Origin of the sequence: Streptosporangium vulgare, assembly GCF_042428775.1 — a bacterium.
In the GTDB taxonomy this organism is placed as follows: Bacteria; Actinomycetota; Actinomycetes; order Streptosporangiales; family Streptosporangiaceae; genus Streptosporangium; species Streptosporangium vulgare.
On the sequence record NZ_JBHMBS010000016.1, the window covers coordinates 29,793 to 49,448 of the forward strand.

Here is a 19,656-nt window from a genome sequence, read left to right on the forward strand (position 1 = left end):
GTGTAACGATACACAAATCAGCTGTGTATCGATACACAGATATTCTCGGCCCATGAGGCCTGTGAGCGGACGGACGGCGCGACGCCGGGTGACCATGGCCGAGGTCGCCCGCGAGGCAGGGGTGTCGGTGATGACCGTCTCGTACGCCTACGGTCAGCCGGGCCGGGTCTCCGACGAGGCGCGGGCCAAGGTCCGCGAGGCCGCCGAGCGCCTCGGCTACCCGGGCCCGCACCCCGGCGCGCGCTCGCTGCGCAGCGGCCGGACCGGCAACCTGGGCGTCGTCCTCGGCGAGCACCTCACCTACGCCTTCGACGACCCGCAGGCGACCCGCTTCCTGTCCGGCGTCGCCCAGGTCTGCGCCGACCACGGCATGGCGCTCACCCTCGTCCCCGTCACCGGAAGCCCCTCCGACGTCGACCGGGTCACCGAGGCCGCCGTCGACGCCTTCGTGGTCTGGACGACCGCCGACGACGACCCCGTCGTCGACGCCATCTCCGCCACCGGCCTGCCCGCCGTGGTCCACGGGGGCCCGCGCCGCGACGGCCTCTCCTTCGTCGCCGCCGACGACCGCGCCGCCGCCACGGCCGTGGGCCGCGAGGTCTTCGCGGGAGCGCGGCGGCCGGGGGTGCTGAGCTTCCCCCTGGACCGCGCGAGGCTCTCCGGTGTCACCTCCGGCGCCCCCCTTGACGATGCCGCGCCCGCCGGATCCGGCACCCTGCCGCCGGGCGGGATCGATCCCGACGCCTCGACCTTCCGGGTCACCCGCCAGCGCCTGCGCGGCTACCGCGATGCCTGGGCCGAGACCGGCGGCGACTGGTCACAGGTCCGCGTGGCCGTCTGCTCCACCAACAGCGCGCGGGAGGCCGAGACGCTCGCGGCCGAACTGCTCACCGGCCCGTACGCACGCGACGCGATCGCCGCGATGAGCGACGAACTCGCCCTCGGCGTCCTGCGCGCCGCCACCCGCCTGGGCCTGAACGTGCCCGGCGACCTCACCCTGAGCGGCTGGGACGACTCCGGCGCCGCCGCCCCGGCCGGGCTCACCACCGTCGCCCAGTCCCTCCGCGACCAGGGCGCCCGCTGCGCCCGCACCGCCCTCGGCGTCCTCTCCCCCGCCGACCGGGACACCGAGGTCGCCTGGCACCTGGTCAGCCGCGAATCCACCCGGCGTCCCCGAGGGGACAGGTGACGAAGGCCGCGGGTGAGCCGGTGACCGAAGGCCGCGCGGGAGCCGACGCCTGACGATGCCTGAGGCCGCGCGGGAGCCGATGCCGGAAGGTCGCGTCGGGCGGTGCGCCAGGCCGACCGGGGCCCCGGCGACGATCGACCCTGACGCGGTGTCGCGTCAGCGGCCGTGTCAGCGGCCGTGTCAGCACGGCGACGGCCCGGCATCAGAGCGGTCGGCGATGGTGGACGCCATGAACGGTTCAGTGATCGCGGCACCCGTGGCCGTCTCGTGGCCGCCGGTGCTCCCGTCATGTCCGCGACGGCGAAGCCGGAGATCGAGGTCCCCGGCGGGCTGACTCCCGCTCGTGGGCGGCAATCAGGTCGCCCGCACCCACACCCTCGCGGCCCGGACTCACACCCCAGCTATTCAGCGTTGCTATGTACCAGTAGTAAGTGTTACTTTGTACCGGTAGTCAGCAACATTGAGTAGCTGAAAGGGACGTCTCCATGAGCAAGCAGGTGACGGAGATGCTCAAGGGAACGTTGGAGGGCATCGTCCTCGCGATCCTGTCCGGCCGGCCCGCGTACGGCTACGAGATCACGGCGTGGCTGCGGGAGCGGGGCTTCTCCGACATCGCCGAGGGCACCGTCTACGCCCTGCTCGTCAGGGTCGAACGGCGCGGTCTCGTCGACGTGGAGAAGGTCCCGTCCGAGAAGGGGCCGCCACGCAAGGTGTACTCCCTGAACGCTCAGGGACGCGAGTACCTCGAAGAGTTCTGGAGGAACTGGAGCTTCCTCGCAGAACGGCTTGAACAGCTCCGCGAAGGAGGTAACTAGACATGGCCACAGGATCGAACGAGCCGAAGAGCCGCTACCAGCAGTATCTGGAGGTGGTCACCGGGCCTCTGGAGGACAAGAGGCGCTACCGGCAGTACAAGGCGCGCGTGAAGAAGCTCCCCGAGGACTACCGCGCGGCGGTCGAGGCGCTGGAGCGGTACCTGATGCACTTCGGGCCGGGGGACAGCGCCGACGCGGCCGCGATGTACGACGACCTCGCCGACCTGTTCGAACAGAGCGTGGCGGACGGGACCCCGATCCGCGAGGTCGTCGGGGAGGACCCCGTGGAGTTCGCCGAGGCGTTCCTCCGGAACTACCCGGGGGGCCAGTGGATCGTCCGGGAGCGGGAACGGCTGACCGGCGCCATCGATCGCGTCACGGGCGGCAGGCCGTGACCAACCAGAGAACGGAGATTCAGATGACGGTCGATCGGCTTCAGCGGCCCGCGATCCACGTGCGGGGCCTGGAGAAGTCGTACAAGGAGCTGCGGGTGCTGCGCGGCGTGGACTTCGAGGTGGCGCGAGGCAGCATCTTCGCCCTGCTCGGCTCGAACGGCGCGGGCAAGACCACGGTCGTGAGAATCCTGTCCACGCTGCTCAGGGCCGACGCGGGGACGGCCGGCGTCAACGGTTTCGACGTCGCGACGCAGGCCGCGGACGTACGCGAGTCCATCAGCCTCACCGGGCAGTTCGCGGCCGTCGACGAGATCCTCAGCGGGCGGGAGAACCTCGTGCTCGTCGCCCGGTTACGGCACCTCAAGGATCCGGGCAGGATCGCCGACGACCTGCTCGCCCGTTTCTCGCTCACCGACGCGGGCGCGCGGAGGGCGTCGACGTACTCGGGTGGCATGCGCCGCCGCCTCGACATCGCGATGAGCCTCATCGGGAACCCACCGGTCGTCTTCCTCGACGAGCCGACGACCGGGCTCGACCCCCAGGCGCGCATCGAGGTGTGGCAGGCCGTCAGGGAGCTCGCCGCCCAGGGGACGACGGTGCTGCTCACCACGCAGTACCTGGACGAGGCCGAACAGCTCGCCGACCGGATCGCGATCCTCCACGAGGGCCGGATCATCGTGGACGGCACCCTCACCGAGCTCAAACGACTGCTCCCGCCCGCCACGGTCGAGTACGTCGAGAAGCAGCCGACCCTTGAGGACGTCTTCCTCACGCTCGTCGGCGACAACGGCAAGGACCACACCCCCGGCACAGACGCGTAAGGAACGACGATGAACAAGCATTTCCTCGGTGACACCGCGACCCTGCTGGGGCGGTCCCTGCGCCACGTCACGCGCAGCGTGGACACCATCATCACGACCGCGATCACGCCGATCGCCATGCTGCTGCTGTTCGTCTACGTGTTCGGCGGCGCGATCAACACGGGGTCGGAGTCGTACGTGAACTACCTGCTCCCCGGCATCCTGCTCATCACGGTCGCCTCGGGCATCGCCTACACCGCGTTCCGGCTCTTCACGGACATGAAGAGCGGCATCTTCGAACGGTTCCAGTCCATGCCGATCGCGCGGTCGTCCGTGCTGTGGGCGCACGTGCTGACCTCGCTGGTCGCCAACCTGATCTCGCTCGTGGTCGTCGTGCTCGCCGCCCTGCTCATGGGCTTCCGCTCGGGGGCGGGAGTGCTGGCCTGGCTCGCGGTCGCCGGCATCCTGACGCTGTTCACCCTGGCGTTGACGTGGCTCGCCGTCATCCCCGGCCTCACCGCGCAGACCATGGAGGGCGCGAGCGCGTTCTCCTACCCGCTCATCTTCCTGCCGTTCATCAGCTCGGCGTTCGTGCCCACCGACACCATGCCCGGCCCGGTGCGCGCCTTCGCCGAACACCAGCCGGTGACCTCCATCGTCAACGCCATCCGCGACCTGTACTCCCAGCAGCCGGTCGGCACCGACATCTGGGTCGCCCTCGCCTGGTGTGTCGGCATCCTGGTTGTCGCGTACGTCTTCGCGATGAACACCTACCGCCGCAAGATCTCCTGAGGTGGCCGTCTCCCACCGCGAGGCACCGACGTGGAGTCCACTCGCGACACCACACCGGGGTCACGGCCGGTACGGCGGGGCGACTCCCCACCCCCAGCGCGGGACCGGCGCCTGGAGCGGCGGGGTGGCGCCCGGCTGGGAGTTCTGTACCGCGAGGCGGGTGCCCCACTCGATGTAGCCGGCGAAGGCGGCCCGGAACTCGGGATCGGCGGGGAGCCCCACCTCGTCGGCCGCGTCCATCAGCAGGCTCACCCACCTGCGGCGCTGCCGCTCGGTGAGGTGCCTGCCGAGATGCTGGGAGAGCATGTGCGCGTATCCCCCGCGCTCGCGGGTGTAGCGGTCGGGGCCGCCGAACACCTCCGCCAGCCACAGCGCGACGTACCGCGGATGGCCCGGATCCATGTGCGCGAACAGCGGGCCGATCACCTCGTCCTCGCGCACGTGACCGTAGAACGTCTCGGTGAGCCGCTCGAACGCCGCCGCGCCGCCCGCCCAGTCGAACAGCGTCGGCTCGGGCTTCCCGGCCACCGGCTCGGTCTTTCTGACCACCGCTTCGTAGTGCCGCATCTCCTCGATGTCCGCGACGTACGGCTTTATCTCGGCGAAGAACTCCGTGAAGTGCTCGCTGCCCCGGAAGCCCTCCAGGTGCCCCTTCGCCGAGGTCCAGACGATACGCAGGATGTAGACGCCCGGCTCGTCGGCACATCTCGACAGCTCGTAGTCCAGGCACTGGGGCGCCCTGCCCAACGGCACCACCGCCCGGCGATAGGCGGCCTCGAACTCCTCGGGCCGGGGGACGCGGTAACGGATGTACTCGACGATCACCGTCTCCACCTTCGCGTGATCAAGTAATTATGTAATCATCATATGGACCGACGATCACGATCGGAAGGGTCGATTACTCGCTCCACCCCACAGAGCCGGTTCCGGATGGCTATGGTGCGCCGTACCCGATTTGATCTAGGTCGCAGGAGCACGTGGTGATGAACACGAGGGAGCCCGACTGGGCGTATGCGGCCAAGTCCCTTCTCAAGGTCCTGGTCGTCGCCGCGGCGCTGTTCCTCGCCCTCAACGTGGCCGAGCGAGTCCTGTGGCTGTTCGTCGGCTTCGACGACGAGCGGACGGCTCTGGTGTACGGCACCGCGGCCCGGGTCGTGAATCCGGACAAGCGCCTGACCTACGGTTACAGCGACGGCGGGGGACTGCTGGGGACGACCTACACGCTGCGGGGCGAGCCACGCCGGGCCGGTCCCAGCGAGGACCGGAAGGAGTACGAGATCACGGAGGACCTGTTCGGCGCCGTCCGGGCCTCCTCCTTCGACGGACCGTCCGGCAGCCTCGCCGACACGATCGACTCGGTGGACTGGGAACTCGGCGTCGACAGGGCAGTGACGGAGGAGGCCAGGAAGACCGTCGACGCTCTCCCCCAGACGCTCCGGGCCGTCGCGGTCCTGGAGTTCACGCACCCGATGACCACCGAGCAGCTCGTCGCCTTCAACCGGAGACACGAATTCTGCGGAGGATGGGACGTCTCCTACATCTACTCCCCGTACTACTACGACGACTCCAGCTACGATCCCCCGCTGAGCGCGGTCGTCTGGAACCGCGGCCTGACCAAGGAGCCCTGGGAGGACCTCACCTACCGGTGCGAGACCGAGCCCGAGGCGGCGCTGGCGGAGTTCCGCAGATGGGTCGGACTGCTCGACGACGGGGACGACCTCGAGGAGTTCGAGCTGAGCCACGCTTCGCTCACCGGGACGGCCAAGGAGGGCGTCGTGTACGGGCTCGTCATCGACAGCTGGAAACTCGCCGACCTGCGCAAGCTGCTCGACGACCCGGAGGTGCGGACGGTCAACCTCACCGACGTCGCCTTCGACCTCGGCTAACGGTCTTCGGCGGGGTTCGCGGCGCGGACGGTTCCACTCCGGTCTCTGGACCGGTTTCGTCGCGCTGAATTAGTCTCATTGCGAGAACAAGAGTGCGGCCCTCCGAGTCCTCAAGCCAGGTCCGCGAGATAGCCCTCCTTTATGCTCACGAGAAGGGAGTCCCACTCGGCGGGGGTGAAGGAAAGCACTGGGCCGTAAGGGTCCTTGGAGTCTCGAACCAGGAAAAGGCGTTCGGCGTCTACCGTGTGTTCGAGGGCGACCTGGGCGTTATCGGTGAGCGCGCCTTCAACACGGGTGCCGCTGAGAGCGCTCTTGCGCCAGACGCCGACCTCGACGCACTGGCCGCCGTTGGCGTTACTCAAGCTCGCCTTGCGCCAGATCACGTGGGAAAGATCCATCAGGGTACGCCTCTCCGTCCGCTTGCATGTCTCGGATAGCCTGCGCGATCAAGTTGCGGGTCTGGTCCGGCCCGAGGGCTCGTGCACGCAGATGATTGAAGAGCAGGACGTATGCGTCTACTTCTCGCGAATCCTCTAAATAGACACTTCCCTGCCAATATTCAATGTACACGGTGTCCGGATCGGACAGTTTGGGGAAATTGAGGAGAGTGAATCCGCCATCCATCGCGGGATGAACACCGGCGGCGAACGGTAGAACCTGGATCGTGACGTAGTTTGTTTCGGAGAGCTTGATCAGCCTGCGAAGCTGATCCCGCATGCTCTGGGCTCCTCCGACCGGCCGACGTATGACCGCCTCATTGAGGATGCACCACATCATGGGCGGATCAGGACGCTCCAGCACTCGTTCCTGTCGCTGCATCCGGATCGAGAGCCGTCGTTCCAATTCTTCGTCTGGCGGTAACACGGGTGCTGACCTCATGACGGCTCGCGCATAGTCCTCAGTTTGGAGCAATCCAGGCACAAACTCCGACTGGTATTCCTGGAGGGTCGCCGCCTCCTCTTCGAGGCCAACGTAGCTCTGGACCCACTCGGGAATCGCCTCGGACACCTTGTGCCACCACCCGCGCTTGCGCGCGTCACGGGCGAGTTGCATGAGCGCTTCTCTGCGATCACCGGCGACCCCGTAAAGATCGAGCATCATTGCCACCAGCGCGACCGTGGCTGCGCTGGTAGCCGATTCAATCCGCGTGATGGTGACAGGCGAGCATCCTGCGTGCTCTGCTGCCTGGTCTCGCGTCAGCCCCGCCTCCTTACGGAGGCGTTGCAACTCCACTGCGAGGCGACGCCTCCGAACCGACGGACTCCGCTGAGCACCCATTCCACTCCTCTCCGTAACCGACCTACCGCAGTCTGCCGAAGTGATCTTCGTTCATCAACATGCACGATGTTCATTTCGATTCTTGTTGCTTAAGGAACCATGGCCATGCAAACTAAACACGCAGAGTGATGGACTGCTCATGGAGAGCAACCATCAACTTCCGGTCGAACGCCTTCAAAACCGAAAAGGGGTGGCGGAGAGATGAGAGTGCGTGATCTTCAGGGGTGGGGCGGGCAGCTGGTGGAGCTGGCCTGGGAGTTGCATGAGTTGGGCGTCGACTCCGTGGTGCGGCTGTCTCCTAGCGGACCGGCGAGCATGGAGATCTTCCTGTCGCCCGGAGAGCGGAGGTCCGTAACCGCGCAGCAGGGTCGCGTCTCGGCATGCACCTGGGATCGAAGGCACGGGCGAAAGCGCCGGACCAGGACACGGGTGGCCTGCGAGCGGATCACGCGGGGGACGAGGTGAGGGCGCTGGGGCTACTCGGCCAGGCCGAGGTGCCTGCGCAGGTCGCGGCCGTTCCTCGGGCCCGTCGCTACGTCCGTGACCTGCTGAAAGGGATCGACCACCCGCACACCGACGACGCGCTGCTGCTCGTCACCGAACTCGTCACCAACGCGATCCGCCACTCCGACTCCGGCCGACGCCCGGACGGCCGGGTCATCATCGCCGTCGCCAACCATCTTGGAACGCTCCATGTCGATGTCGTCGACGCCGGATCGATCGGGCAACGGCCTCGCCTCTGCGCAGGAGTAGGGCCCGACAGCGGTGGAGGGCGCGGGCTCTGGCTGGTGCAGGAGCTATCCTCGGCCTGGGGTTGGTACGAGACCCTGGCCGGGCGCGTGGTCTGGTTCCAGTTGGACGGACGGTGACCCCGTGGTCCGCTGGGAATACCCGCCCCGCTGCCTCGGCCCGCATGTCCTCCCCGCTCGCTCCCACTGCGAGACGCTGACCTGGAGCCCTCCGCGCGGGGACGGACAGGCTCGGGTCGTCAGGTGGACCTGCGACTGCGACGCCCTCTTCTACGAGCTGTGCCAGGCGGGCGGGCTGAGGTTCATCCGTCGCACGCGACGGCATCACGCGATCGACGAGAGTGACCGCTGGCAGGCCCGGGAGGCGGATGCGATGTGGATCGCCCTGCTGCATGGCCTCGTACGGTAATCCACTGCTGAATTCACTCTTATCAAGTCCATACCCCTCCAAAAGAGCATGACCAATCCCACCTTCGACCCAACCTTGACCCACCTCACCGTCCGTTGGACCCTTGGCTTGCCCTGGTGTCTCGGCTTGGAGGGAATGTCTCGTGCGGAGCGATGTCACGCGGGCTCACTACGATCGCCTCGCTGACAAATATGACGAGAACTGGGCATACAGTCCGGAATTCATTCAATGGATGACCGGAAACATTCTCGACCGGCTTCGGATCACCCTGGAGCATCGGGTACTGGATGTCGGGGGCGGGACCGGCCTGTACGCGCGGGAGCTCGCAGAACACGCCGAGGTGGTGGTCTGCGCCGATCCCTCCCCCGCGATGCTCGACCAGCTTCCTGCCCATGAGCGTCTGGTCCCGCTGCGCGCCGGGGCCGAGGAGCTCGCGGAGCAGCGCGTACGACCTCCGCACGACGGCTACGACGCGATCCTGCTCAAGGAGGTGATCCACCACGTCGCCGATCCGCCACGGGTCCTCGACGGGCTGGCTCGTCTCCTGCGGCCGGGTGGACGCATGCTCGTGGTCATGTTGCCGACGAGCATCGATTACCCGCTGTTCGACGCGGCGCTGAGGCTGTTTCGCGAGCGCCAGCCCGATCCTGTCGGCATCGCCGACGCGATGAGCGGCAGCGGTCTCGACGCCGAGCTCACCTACGACGAGTTCCCGCTCACTTTCAGCACCGAGCGTTATCTGCAAATGGTCCGAAACCGCTACATGTCACTGCTTTCCAGCTTCGATGATGCAGAGTTGGAAAAGGGCATCGAGGAAATCCGGAGCAGGCATCCGGGCCCCGAGTTACAGTGCCTCGACCGGTTCGCCTTCGTATTTGGGGTGAAAGCGTGAGCAGCGTGGAGCTCGACAGCCGTCTCTACCAGCTCCGCAACGAGTTGGACGACCACTCCCGCGTCGCCCGTCACCTCGGCCTGGACTTCGAGCGGCCGATCAAGTCACTCGGCGACGGATATCCCGAGAACGCGATCGCGTTGGTCGGGAAGATCACCGAGCGGATCCTCAAACAGCTCTGGCGGCACCACAACGTCCCCGGTGACCCGGGCGGTAAGGCTCTGAGCGAGCTGATCAAGGGAGCTCAACCGCACATCCGCAGCAGCAGCGTCCTCGACTCGCTTCGCGACATTCAGCGCCTGCGCAACCGGTCCACCCACGACGGCTACGAGATCGCCGACGAGGACGGGCTGACGGCCGTACGCCGGTTGCTGGACGTGCTGGCCTGGTTCGGCAGCACCGGCAGCGGCATCCTCACCGGGGACGTGCCCAAGCTCTCCCCCGAGGTGGCGCTCAAGGCGGAGTTTCTCGCCGGGCTCTACCTGACTCTCGACTACAAGCCGGTCAAGCGCTTCGAGCTGTCGCGCAACACCGTCTACCAGCTCTTCTTTCGCGAGCGAGGGCTGCGCAGCGAGTACGTCGAGTTGCTGCTCAGCAAGAACGTCGAGGACGTGGCCGCGGTGTTGGAGGCAACCGGCGGGGAGCTGTTGCAGACCCAGCTGCCCAAGCTCACCCGGTTCCTGATCCTGGAGGAGGACGGCGTCCCCGTGGTTTCGAGTCCGCTCGGGGAGGACTACCGGATCGTCACCTACGACCGCTTCATGGACGCCTTCGTCGATCTGGACCGGCATCTGGCGGACGTCTTCGGCGCCTACCCTGAGCTGCTCGACCCGGCGGGCCTGACGATATCCGGTGATCTGCTCACCACGGACGAACGTACCGGCGAGCAGCGGATCTCCCGGGTCGGTGCCGCCGACCAGCTGCTGGACGAGGTCGCCTCCTCCGGAGGGAACCTGCTCATCGTCGGCCGTTCGGGAAGCGGCAAGTCGACGCTGCTCAAGCAGTTGGTAGCCGGGTCGGCGACGGCGAGCCGGCGCCGCTACCGCTTCTACTTCGACATGAGCCTCAAGGGCCGCGACGAGGAGTTCCGGGAGTTCGTCACACGCACGCTCGCACCGTACATGGCCGTCGAGAACTCGTACGTCTTCGACGTCTTCCACTACTTCGCGCGGTCGGGGTCGGTGGCGTGCGCGCTGGACGGCATCGACGAGGCGGTGCCGTCGATGACCCAGGAGGGCTTCCTGGAGCTGTTCACCGAGCTCGCCCAGGTGCTGTCGGCAGAGTCGGCGGTGGTCACGAGCTCGCGGGTCTCCTTCCTTGAGGACTCCCCGCAGGTGCGACGGCTGCTGGACGGCACCGCGCTGGTGTCGGAGAAGCTCGTCCAGCAACTCCACGCGCAGGGCGTCAACCCGCTGCGCGTGCCCCGCTTCTCGGCGCTGCGGCTCCAGGACGCCACGGACGCCGGGACGCCCCTCGAACTCCGTCTGGCACGCGAGCTGGAACTCGACGGCGGCGACGATCGCCCGCACCTTGTCGATCTCGCCTGGCGGCACATGACGCGGGTGGCGGCCTCGGCCGGTCTCACGGATGCCCTGCCGTCGATCGTCGCGTACTTCGGTTCGGCCTTCCTGCGTGGCCGTACGACGTTCACGTTCGTCGAGCTCGTCAACGAGCTGGGCATCTCGCTCTTCGAGGGAGGGCGGCTGACCTATGACGCCTTCCGGTTGAAGGAGTTCTTCCGGCCCGTCGACTCGTCCGGGATCGCGTTCGCGCACTCGGCCTACCAGGAGCTGCTGGCGGCCGAACACCTGCGTGACCCGGCCGGCCGGGAATCGGCCATCGAGGCAGAGCCGCGCCTGACCGAGCAGGTCCGGGAGTTCCTCTACCGGCGTTCTCGCCAGGCGCCGCGGGCTCCGGCCGACGACTGCGTCCTGCCCGCGGGCGCGTACCTCGTCGGACCGAGTCACCACCTGATGCTCCGGCGCGTCGAGCGGCCGGTGCGCTTCGACCGCTTCCCCGTCACGGTCGGCCGCTACAACCGCTTCCTGGAAGCCGTACGGGAACATGGTTCGCAGCAGTGGGACCACCCGGACAAGCCTCCGGAGTTCTCCCACGAGCCGTGGCAGGAACGCCTCAAGGTGCAGGAGTACTTCACCGACCCGGCGTACGAGAACCATCCGGCGATCTGCGTCAACTACTGGAGCGCCCACGCCTTCGCCCGCTTCGAGGGCAAGCGCCTGCCGACCTCCCTGGAGTGGGAGGCCGCCGCGCGGGGTGGCGACGGGCGGCTGTTCCCCTGGGGTGACGACATCGACCTGGACATCGTCAACTGCGCCGACTCGTGGAGCGGACGGCCTCTGATCACGTACGAGGCATGGCGCGAGGAACTCGACCGGGGGCGGCTCAGCCAGGCCATGCCGGGACCGGTCGACGCGCATCCGGCGAACGTGTCGCCGTTCGGGGTGCGGGAGATGGCCGGGAACGTCTGGGAGATCACCGGCACGGTGCTGGAGAACCTCAACGAGGTGGTCATCTGCGGCGGCTCCTACGACAATCCGTACCGGGCGTTGCAGGTCTCCTCCAAGGGGCTGTCCCGGCGCCGGGGGTGCAGCAACGCGGTCGGTTTCCGATGTGTCGAGGAGCTCGGATGAGCATCGAGGAGACGGTGACGGCGAGTGGCCAGCGGTTCGGTCACATCGTCGACCGCATGCCACTGGGCAGCGGACACGATGGCCGGCAGGGCACGTACGTGGTCCGCGACATCGAGACCGAGACGCGCCACTCCTTCATGTACTCCGACATCGTGACCGAGGGGTTCCGTACGATCCGGACCGGCGAGCGGGTGAGGTTCATGGTCGACCCCGACAATTCGGAACGTGCGCGCTACGTCATCCGGCTCGATCTCCCGGACATCGAGGACTACTACCGGTGACCCGGCTGGCGAGACAAGTCGTTGTCGCCGTCTACGAGGCCCGGTTCCCCTCCACACCCGAGTGGGCACCCGGGCCGCTGGTCCTCCAGCATCGGCAGATGCGCTCCACCGCCGAGGCACGCGGCGAGTACTACAGCGACAAGGCCACCCGCGTCCTGTACGGGCGGGACGATCGCCCCCGCCGCTGGCACGACCCCGTTCACCGCGTCGTCGGCGACGTCGAGGTCCTGGGTGTCGAGGCGCTGCGGGCATCCGACGAGCCGGACGCCTGCGGGCTGGTCGCCATTCACCTGCGGCCCAGGCGAGAGGCACCCCTGTCGCTGCTGCGTGGCCTGGCCGGTCGCCGGGACGCGCCGCCCGTCGGCTTCGACCCGCAGTCCCTCGTCGAGGGTCAGGCGAAGATCGAGCCCGGACGCCCCTTCACGGTCTGCTTCGTGACCCCTGGAGGCAGAGGGCTTCCCCGCCTCTATCGCCAGCCCAGATACTGGCGCTGGCCCGCGACACACCAGTGGCTGTGGGCCCTGGCCTCGCGTACCACCCTGACGGACTATCCACCCGACCCTCAGAACCTCGAACCGGCCGACAGCGAGATCATCAGACTCTCCGTCGACTGGCACGCCGCCGTCCTGCGCGACGGCATGGGCGTGATCGGCGTCCGTACCGATGACGGGGCCGAGGATCGGTTCTTCGGGTACGGGGAGTTATACGTGCGCTCCATCTATCTGGACGCTCTCATGCTCGGCCTGCTCCAGAACCAGGGGCTAAGACACCTTGAGGAACACAGTGTGGCCGCGCTCGACTCCCCACGCACGGAGGCGATGGCCGAGTTGGAACGGGAGGTCGGCTCCTTCCGGCGCCGCCTGTGGGCCCAGCACCTCACCAGCCATGGCATCCCGAACCGCCTCTTGACCGCCTACCAACGCCAGCACGGCCTCCGTGAACGCTTCGAGCAGATCCTGACCGAGATCAGCGACGCCAACCGGCTCACCCGCGAAGACGAGACCCGCCACGTCAACAGCGCGGTGGTGGTGTTCACGCTCATCACCGTCCCGGCCGGAATCGCGCTCGCACTGCTCCAGGTCGTGGAGCCGGACGACCCCTGGTTCTACGCCTCCGTCGGCGCGGCCTTCATCATCCTGACGGCCCTGCTCCTACGCACCCGCTCCGCACGCGTCGCCCTCCGAGCACTACGCCGTCGCTTCACCGCGTAAGGAGAACGCGGTTTGTCAGAGCAGGTCCGTAAGGACATCCTGGCTGGCCCGCCGCTCGGGTCCTGCGATGAGCCCCAAAGTAGCTCTTGGTAATCGGTGATCTCTACGTGTGACGGCTCAGCGAGGGCCGGCCCTGGACTGTTCTCCAGTGCGCGGCGCGGCGTCCACCGGGAGACGCCGAGTCCCTTGGCGACGGATATCTGAGCCTTACCAGCGGCCAGGAGGATGCGTGCGTCGTCGATCTGCTCGGGGGTGAGGGACCGGGGGCGGCCGCCGACGCACCCGCGGGCGCGGGCGGCGTCGAAGCCTTCGCGGATGCCTTTGACGATCTGCTGGCGCTGGAACTTGGCGATAGCCGCGAACACGGTGAAGATGAGCTCGCCGACCATGTCGTCGCTGGTGTCGAGCACGATGTAAGGAAGATCTTGGCGCATCCGGCAGCGGTGAGTGTGTAGATCTGGCGGGCGAGTTCTTGGGCGTCGGTGGAGACGCGGGCCAGGCCGATGAGATCTTCCCGGGTGTGCGGGTCGTCGTTGTCGATGACGATCTCGTGCACCGGGCCTCAATGCGGGGGGGTGACTGAACCGTTGTGTAGCAATAAGGGCAACGGTTCGTCTTCTGCTACATCCCGGTTTTGCTCCATAGTTTTGCTACCGGAATCGGGGAGGGCATCCGGCCGGGGTTATCGCCGTTGGCGGGTGGGGCGAAATCGATCGTTCATGCTCCCTGGCGGGGTGATCGCCTCGCCGCTGGGCCTGCCGGTAAGGCCGGCCCCGTGCCCGGCAGGCAAGAGGCGCCGGCCGGGCACGTGAGGACGCCTGGTCTCAGGCGTCTTTCTTCCACTCGATGATCTGCAGGTAGTTCCCGTCGGGGTCGGCGAAGGTGCCGAACTTGCCCTTCGCCCGGTCCTCGACCGAGATCCACTCCACGCCGGCCGCATTCAGCCGGGTCTCCACGGTGTCGAAGTCGTCGACGTGGAAGTTGATGATCGTGCGACCTGGTTCGTTGTTCTTCGCCTCGACGTCGTCGCGCTCGTCGATGACCAGCAGGAAGCCGCCCAGGTCGATCGCGCCCTCGCCGGTGAACTCCGGCGCCAGCGCCTTGATGTACCAGGCCCGCAGCTCGGCGGGACGGGTCGTACCGAGCAGCATGCTGCCGGGCTTCAGCGTCGTCATGTCGAATCTCCTCATTGTGTGATCACTAGAGCACGAGGAGGCTCTGGAACTCGGGTTCCGCTGCCTCACCCTTCTCGAAACCGAAACTCAGTCGACGAGTGCGCCGGCGGACAGGTTGGCGATCGTTCCGGTCATGGCTCCAGCGCGATCGGAGGCCATGAACGCGGCCGTCTCCGCTATCTCAGAGAGCGTGGGCAGCCTTTTGAGGAGCGTCCCCTGCGCCATCCCCCCTTCGAGGAACTCCTGGACCGATTGTCCAGCCGCTGCAGCGGATGCTTTGAAGAGGTCCTGGGTGTAGGAACCCGCTGCCGGAGCGTCGACGACAGCGTGTGGGCGGATGTTGATGACCCGGATGTTGCTGGGTGCCAGCTCCGCGGCCAGCAGCCGGGAGAACGCCTCCTTGCCGGCCGCGCTCACGCCGTGCCCCAAGATGCCGCCTACGGCCAGCTTGGCGCCCGGCTCGGACAAGGTCAGGATGACGCCGGGGCGCGTGTGACCCATGTGCCGTGCCACAGCCTTGCTGGTGATGAACAGCGTCCGCAGAAAGCCATCGATCGGCCGCATAAACTCCTCCAGCGACAGGTCCGCCAGCAATGTTCCCTGGTCGTGCATGACGCTCACGGCGTTGAGGGCGATGTCGATGCTGCCGGCCGTCGCCGCGATCGCATCGGCGTGCTTGCCGACCGCCTGTTGGTCGAGAACGTCAACGTACGCGGTCTCGACCGTTGCGCCGGTGGCGGCGATGTCACGCGCCACGGCGTCGAGCCTTTCCTGCGTCCGCCCGGCGATGAAGACCCTCGCGCCTTCGCGGGCGAATACCCGTGCGATGGCGCCGCCGATAGCGCCCCCGCCTCCATAGATCACAGCGTTCTTGTTCTCAAGCAGCAATCCACTCATGTGTTCTCCAGGTGATTGGTTCTTCCGGATGATGACGCGGGCTCGGGTGGTCACACCGTCGCCGCTGCGGACTCGGTCGCGGGCTCTGTCGCGTCCGCGATGACCGGCGGCTTCAGGAAGCTGGAGGCCCAGGCGACCGGGATGGAGATCACCGCGATGATCAGACCGGTGATCACTGTCGAGGAGGCGGTGAAGGTGCCGATCGCCACGCCGCCGGCGTACGAGCCCAGCGCGATGCCTACGTTGGCGGCGGAGGCGGGCAGCGAGGAGGCCAGTTGTCCACCCGGGCCGGCCAAGCTCACCACGCGGTACTGCATCGAGGGCACCATGCCCATGGCGAACAGGCCGAGAGCCAGCAGCGCCAGCGCCGTGAGCACGGCGATCGTGCCGACCAGGTAGAGCACCAGCAGGCAGGCCGCTACACCGATGGAACCGACGATCAGGGTGCGCGCGGCATTCTGGTCGGCGAAGCGGCCGCCGGCGAGCGAGCCCACTGCGGTGGCCACGCCGTAGGCCAGCAGGAACAAGCCGATCAGCGCGCCGGAGATGCCGGTGACGTTCTCCAGGAACGGCACGATGTAGGTGAGTGCCGCGTACACCGCCGCGAATGCCACGACGTTCACGACCAGTGCGGCGAGCACCCGCGGTGCGAACGCGTACTTGGCCTGGCTGCCCGCGCCGTCACCGGTGCTGGGCATGGATGGGATCAGCATCAGCGTGGCGACCAGTGCGACCACGCTGAGCACGGCGACTGCGGTGAACGAGCCGCGCCAGCCCAGTACCTGGCCGACCAGCGTGCCCAGCGGCACGCCCAAAGCGGTCGAGACGAACAGGCCGGAGACGACCACAGAGATCGCCCGGCCCCCGCGGTCCGGCGCGACGATCGACATCGCCAGCACGAACCCGACGGCGACGAACAGGCCATGCAGCGCTCCGGTGGCGGTACGCGCCACGACGAACAGGCCGAAGCTGGTGGTCAGTACCGGGACCAGGGTGCAGATGGTGACCAGGATGACCGTGGTGATCAGGATCATCCGCTTGTTCAGCTTGATCGTCAGCGCGGTCAGGATCGGGCCACCAATGGCCAGACCCAACGCATAAGCGGTCACCAAAACGCCGGCCGCGGGGATGGAGACTCGCAGGTCGGCGGCGATCAGGTTCAGCAAGCCGACCACGAGCAGTTCGCCGCTGCCCAGCACGAACATTCCTAAGAACAGTGTGGCCAAAGCGAGGTTCGTCTTGCCTCGGCTTAGCGCTACCGGTTGCGATTTCATGCGCATCCTCCTGCTGTGTCTCGAGGAATCCCTCGTGCTCGCGCTGCCGAGGATCGCCAGATGGGCCTAGCGGTCTCGACGTGGTCATGGGAGTGCCGCATCGATCTGTCCTCTCCCTGCGCCGGACGGTCAGCGTCGAGGCCGCCCGGTGCCCAGTACGGCCGTGCGAGCCAACAGTAACCACAGTTGGATGTTAAAAACAACTAAAATAGGTTGTAAAAAACAACTCATGGTAATTTTAGATCAGACGGAGTAAGGAGAGTGGCCATGCCGACCAGCCGTAGTTATCGGGACTCATGCGGGATTGCCCGAGCCCTGGACATCGTCGGGGAGCGATGGGCCCTGCTGGTCGTCCGCGAGCTGCTCTTTGCGCCTCAACGCTTCTCAGAGCTGCGGCATGCTCTGCCCCACGTCAGCTCGAACGTTCTCACAGACCGCCTGCAAGAACTCGAACACCACGGGGTGATCCGCCGCCGACCGGCGGAAGGTCAGCGGGTCTACGAACTGACCGAGCGGGGCCGGAAGCTGGAACCGATCGTGCTGGCTCTGGGCGACTGGGGGATCGACGCCCCGCAACCCCCGCCGCCGGCCGCGCTCAGCGCCACCTCCTTGCTGATCTTCCTGCAACGCGCCGCTCGCCCCGACCCCGCGGCGCCGCCCACGACTTACCGCCTCGAGCTCGACGGTCGGGTGTGGACGCTCCGTCTGGCATCCGGACGGGTTCAGGTGCGGCCCGGCGAACCGGCAACGGCAGCCGTCTCGCTCCGCGCAGCGCCCAAGACGCTCAGCGCCCTGCTGGCCGAGCCAGCCACACTCGCAACCGCGTGCGCCGACGGCAGCATCGCCGTCGCAGGAGACCTGTCGGCCATTGACCGGCTGCTGCACGCGGTCACCGACCCGTGGCCCTCCGGCGATCAGGAGCGCCATGCAGATGTGGCCGGGTCCCACACCTCGTAGATCTCCCCTCCGGGTGACTGCGTAGAAGTTCGGGGGACTCGCCCAGCCTTACCGCGCCCGCCGGCATGGCACCGCCAGAGTGCCCCTGAGACCGGCGCTGGGCGGCCCTCCTGCTGGCCGGCTGGGGCGCCTGCTCGGCCGCCACCTCTGGCTGCCGGGCCGCACAGCTCGTACGGGATGCGCTCGACCAGCCCACTGCTGGGGTCGATGACCGCCTCCCGCCGATCGTCGGGAACCACGTGCTCCAGCGGCACCGTCTCGGATCGGACTTCAGCTCCTGCAAGAACGCCCGCCACCGACCTTGCCACCCTTGCCGTTCTTCTTGTCCCGGTCATCGGCGCCGGGCTCGCCGTCGTCCTGCCCGCCGTCGTCCTCGGCCGAAGATCTGGCCTGGCCCCTCTCATCGCGGGACCCACCGGTTCCTGCCCACACAAACCGACGTTTTACTCCGTCCTTCGGACCGGTCTCATTCGGTTGCCGCCCCGCTCGACTCGTCCGTCACCTTGAGACGAACTCGGCGAGCTCGGTAGCGCCGTACCAAGGCGGATCCCCAAAGGGCAACCCCGATGACGAGCAGCAACGCCAGCAGCGGCATGCGCCACCACCACGAGATGGTCACCGGGGGCGGGGCAGCGATTGACGACACCCAGGGGCGGGCCGTTTTTGCCCAGGCCAGGAAGGCGTCACCGATCGGGAGCACCCCGAAGGCGTACCTCTTCGTCCATGGAGTGTCGATCGGGAGGCCGGCCAGTTCGCCGTAGTTCGCCAACGCCTCGGCGAGGGGGGCGTCGCCGTGGACCTGGGCGGTGCCGAGGGTGACCGCGGTCGCCGAGAGGCTCACGCCGAGCGGGAGGGGGCCGGAGTCGACGTCGGCCGGGCCGTCCAGGCCGACGGGATACTCGCGTACGGCCGGGCCGAGGCCGAGCGGGGAGACGACGAAGTGGTCGCGGAAGCGCCGGTACTGGTCGGCGGCGAAGGCCGGGTCGATCTCGACGAGGAAGCGCTGGCCGAGGCTCTGCGAGCTGCCCCTCGCCACCTCGGCCGGGGCGCCGGTGCCGGGGTCGGCGTGGTGCGGGAGCAGGCCGGTGCGGGGGTCCAGCCGCTGACGCACCGCCTGGAGCCAGCGGTCGGCGGTGCCTGCGAACCTGGGCGGCAGCAGCGTGTCGTGCAGCCGCAGCGACGCCATCGCCACGGTCGAGTCGACCGGCCACGCCTGTCCGGGATAAGCCTCCAGGTAGGGCGACTCCGACGCGGCGAACGCCTCGGCGAGCGCGGCGGAGTCGTCGGCGAACCGGCGCAGCTCGGCCGGGTCGCGTCGCTCGGGCGGTTGCAGGGCGAGCGTCCCGCCGCGCAGCCAGTTGGTCCAGCCCCGGTAGAAGACGCCGTACGGCGGGGTGAGGTCCGCGCTGAACGGGGCGCGGCCGGGCGGTGACTCCAGCCGGGCCAGCGCCCAGCACGCCTCGCGCAACGCCGCCGACCGCTCGCCCTCCGGTGCGCGCATGCCGAGCTCGACCCAGCTCAGGCCGTACAGCGCGTGCAGGAAGAAGTAACCCTCGGGGAACAGGCCCTGCGCCTGGTCCCCGGCGCCGCCGTCGAGTGCCGCGCGCAGGAACGTCAGCTGCCGCCGGACCCCGGGCGGCTCGCCGGTCGTGCCCGCGGTGGCGGGCACGACGAGCCGTACCGCGCCCAGCAGCGCGCAGACACTGACCGCGACGGCGACCAGCCGTCGCGACCATCGCAGCACCCGGCGCACCGTCGGGCGCGTTCTCGGACGCGGTATCGGCGGTGTCGTACGCGCGGTGGAGGGTGGGCCGAGCATCCGCCGATCTTAGTTCGGCGCGGTCAGGTACGCGGCCAAGCGCGGTCCGGTGCATGGCCAGGTGAACCGTCAGGTGCGTGGTCAGGCGGGCGGTCCGGTGCATGGCCAGGTGAACCGTCAGGTGCGTGGTCAGGCGGGCGGTCGGCCGCGCGGCCAAGCAGACGGTCCAGTGCGTGGCCACGTGGG

Annotated in this window: 21 protein-coding genes; 13 read left to right on the forward strand and 8 right to left on the reverse strand. The window is 67.9% G+C overall.

Features of this window, described 5'->3' with window-relative positions; translation table 11 throughout:
* Window positions 1-52 precede the first annotated feature (52 nt).
* From ACFFRH_RS28585 to ACFFRH_RS28605, 5 genes are all read left to right on the forward strand, one after another.
* Window positions 53-1,189, forward strand: coding sequence for a LacI family DNA-binding transcriptional regulator (locus ACFFRH_RS28585; protein WP_386160867.1), 1,137 nt, complete (start codon window positions 53-55; stop codon window positions 1,187-1,189).
* Between the two features lie 485 nt (window positions 1,190-1,674).
* Window positions 1,675-2,004, forward strand: coding sequence for a PadR family transcriptional regulator (locus ACFFRH_RS28590; protein ID WP_344747590.1), 330 nt, complete (start codon window positions 1,675-1,677; stop codon window positions 2,002-2,004).
* A 2-nt stretch (window positions 2,005-2,006) separates the two neighbouring features.
* On the forward strand, window positions 2,007-2,399 hold the full coding sequence (locus ACFFRH_RS28595; protein ID WP_344747591.1) for a DUF1048 domain-containing protein: 393 nt from the start codon (window positions 2,007-2,009) through the stop codon (window positions 2,397-2,399).
* Window positions 2,400-2,422: 23 nt separating this feature from the next.
* Window positions 2,423-3,220 (forward strand): ABC transporter ATP-binding protein, encoded by a 798-nt coding sequence (locus ACFFRH_RS28600; RefSeq protein WP_344747592.1) that lies wholly within the window; start codon window positions 2,423-2,425, stop codon window positions 3,218-3,220.
* Window positions 3,221-3,229: 9 nt separating this feature from the next.
* The gene (locus ACFFRH_RS28605) at window positions 3,230-3,991 is read left to right on the forward strand and encodes an ABC transporter permease (protein WP_344747594.1); all 762 of its coding nucleotides are present in this window, start codon (window positions 3,230-3,232) and stop codon (window positions 3,989-3,991) included.
* 60 nt (window positions 3,992-4,051) lie between these two features.
* Here ACFFRH_RS28605 and ACFFRH_RS28610 read toward each other — a convergent pair whose 3' ends face one another.
* Window positions 4,052-4,816: a group II truncated hemoglobin gene (locus ACFFRH_RS28610; RefSeq protein WP_344747595.1), complete on the reverse strand. Its 765-nt coding sequence runs from the start codon at window positions 4,814-4,816 to the stop codon at window positions 4,052-4,054.
* 158 nt (window positions 4,817-4,974) lie between these two features.
* On the opposite strand from ACFFRH_RS28610, the gene ACFFRH_RS28615 reads away from it, so the two are divergent.
* Window positions 4,975-5,877: a hypothetical protein gene (locus ACFFRH_RS28615; protein WP_344747596.1), complete on the forward strand. Its 903-nt coding sequence runs from the start codon at window positions 4,975-4,977 to the stop codon at window positions 5,875-5,877.
* 110 nt (window positions 5,878-5,987) lie between these two features.
* On the opposite strand, the gene ACFFRH_RS28620 is transcribed toward ACFFRH_RS28615, so the two are convergent.
* Complete coding sequence (locus ACFFRH_RS28620) at window positions 5,988-6,260, reverse strand: DUF397 domain-containing protein (RefSeq protein ID WP_344747597.1); 273 nt, start codon at window positions 6,258-6,260, stop codon at window positions 5,988-5,990.
* Entirely contained in the window at window positions 6,232-7,110 is an 879-nt protein-coding gene (locus ACFFRH_RS28625; RefSeq protein ID WP_344747598.1) for a helix-turn-helix domain-containing protein, read from the reverse strand. Before ACFFRH_RS28625 ends, ACFFRH_RS28620 begins: the two co-directional genes overlap by 29 nt.
* A 425-nt stretch (window positions 7,111-7,535) precedes the next feature.
* Between ACFFRH_RS28625 and ACFFRH_RS28630 the strand changes: the two genes are divergently transcribed.
* The 6 genes from ACFFRH_RS28630 (at window position 7,536) to ACFFRH_RS28655 (ending at window position 13,348) form a co-directional block, all read left to right on the forward strand.
* Window positions 7,536-8,024: an ATP-binding protein gene (locus ACFFRH_RS28630; RefSeq protein ID WP_386160871.1), complete on the forward strand. Its 489-nt coding sequence runs from the start codon at window positions 7,536-7,538 to the stop codon at window positions 8,022-8,024.
* Window positions 8,025-8,028: 4 nt separating this feature from the next.
* Entirely contained in the window at window positions 8,029-8,313 is a 285-nt protein-coding gene (locus ACFFRH_RS28635) for a hypothetical protein (protein ID WP_344747600.1), read from the forward strand.
* A 142-nt stretch (window positions 8,314-8,455) separates the two neighbouring features.
* The gene (locus ACFFRH_RS28640; protein ID WP_344747601.1) at window positions 8,456-9,205 is read left to right on the forward strand and encodes a class I SAM-dependent DNA methyltransferase; all 750 of its coding nucleotides are present in this window, start codon (window positions 8,456-8,458) and stop codon (window positions 9,203-9,205) included.
* Window positions 9,202-11,856 (forward strand): SUMF1/EgtB/PvdO family nonheme iron enzyme, encoded by a 2,655-nt coding sequence (locus ACFFRH_RS28645; protein ID WP_386160874.1) that lies wholly within the window; start codon window positions 9,202-9,204, stop codon window positions 11,854-11,856. Before ACFFRH_RS28640 ends, ACFFRH_RS28645 begins: the two co-directional genes overlap by 4 nt.
* A complete protein-coding gene (locus ACFFRH_RS28650) occupies window positions 11,853-12,137 on the forward strand; it encodes a hypothetical protein (protein ID WP_386160876.1) in 285 nt (94 codons plus the stop codon). Before ACFFRH_RS28645 ends, ACFFRH_RS28650 begins: the two co-directional genes overlap by 4 nt.
* On the forward strand, window positions 12,134-13,348 hold the full coding sequence (locus ACFFRH_RS28655) for a hypothetical protein (RefSeq protein ID WP_386160878.1): 1,215 nt from the start codon (window positions 12,134-12,136) through the stop codon (window positions 13,346-13,348). The genes ACFFRH_RS28650 and ACFFRH_RS28655 overlap by 4 nt, the downstream gene beginning before the upstream one ends.
* Here the strand turns inward: ACFFRH_RS28655 and ACFFRH_RS28660 are convergent.
* The 4 genes from ACFFRH_RS28660 to ACFFRH_RS28675 form a co-directional block, all read right to left on the reverse strand.
* Window positions 13,243-13,701, reverse strand: a complete 459-nt coding sequence (locus ACFFRH_RS28660; protein WP_386160959.1) for a helix-turn-helix domain-containing protein — start codon at window positions 13,699-13,701, stop codon at window positions 13,243-13,245. The genes ACFFRH_RS28655 and ACFFRH_RS28660 overlap by 106 nt on opposite strands.
* Window positions 13,702-14,172: 471 nt before the next feature.
* Window positions 14,173-14,523: a VOC family protein gene (locus tag ACFFRH_RS28665; protein WP_386160880.1), complete on the reverse strand. Its 351-nt coding sequence runs from the start codon at window positions 14,521-14,523 to the stop codon at window positions 14,173-14,175.
* 87 nt (window positions 14,524-14,610) lie between these two features.
* On the reverse strand, window positions 14,611-15,420 hold the full coding sequence (locus ACFFRH_RS28670) for an SDR family NAD(P)-dependent oxidoreductase (protein ID WP_386160882.1): 810 nt from the start codon (window positions 15,418-15,420) through the stop codon (window positions 14,611-14,613).
* 50 nt (window positions 15,421-15,470) lie between these two features.
* Window positions 15,471-16,625 carry an MFS transporter gene (locus ACFFRH_RS28675; RefSeq protein WP_386160884.1) on the reverse strand — a complete coding sequence of 385 codons (1,155 nt, stop codon included), beginning with the start codon at window positions 16,623-16,625 and terminating at the stop codon, window positions 15,471-15,473.
* A gap of 336 nt (window positions 16,626-16,961) precedes the next feature.
* Between ACFFRH_RS28675 and ACFFRH_RS28680 the strand changes: the two genes are divergently transcribed.
* Window positions 16,962-17,651, forward strand: a complete 690-nt coding sequence (locus ACFFRH_RS28680) for a winged helix-turn-helix transcriptional regulator (RefSeq protein ID WP_386160886.1) — start codon at window positions 16,962-16,964, stop codon at window positions 17,649-17,651.
* Between the two features lie 466 nt (window positions 17,652-18,117).
* Here the strand turns inward: ACFFRH_RS28680 and ACFFRH_RS28685 are convergent, their stop codons facing one another.
* Window positions 18,118-19,395 (reverse strand): hypothetical protein, encoded by a 1,278-nt coding sequence (locus ACFFRH_RS28685; RefSeq protein ID WP_386160888.1) that lies wholly within the window; start codon window positions 19,393-19,395, stop codon window positions 18,118-18,120.
* Window positions 19,396-19,656 lie beyond the last annotated feature (261 nt).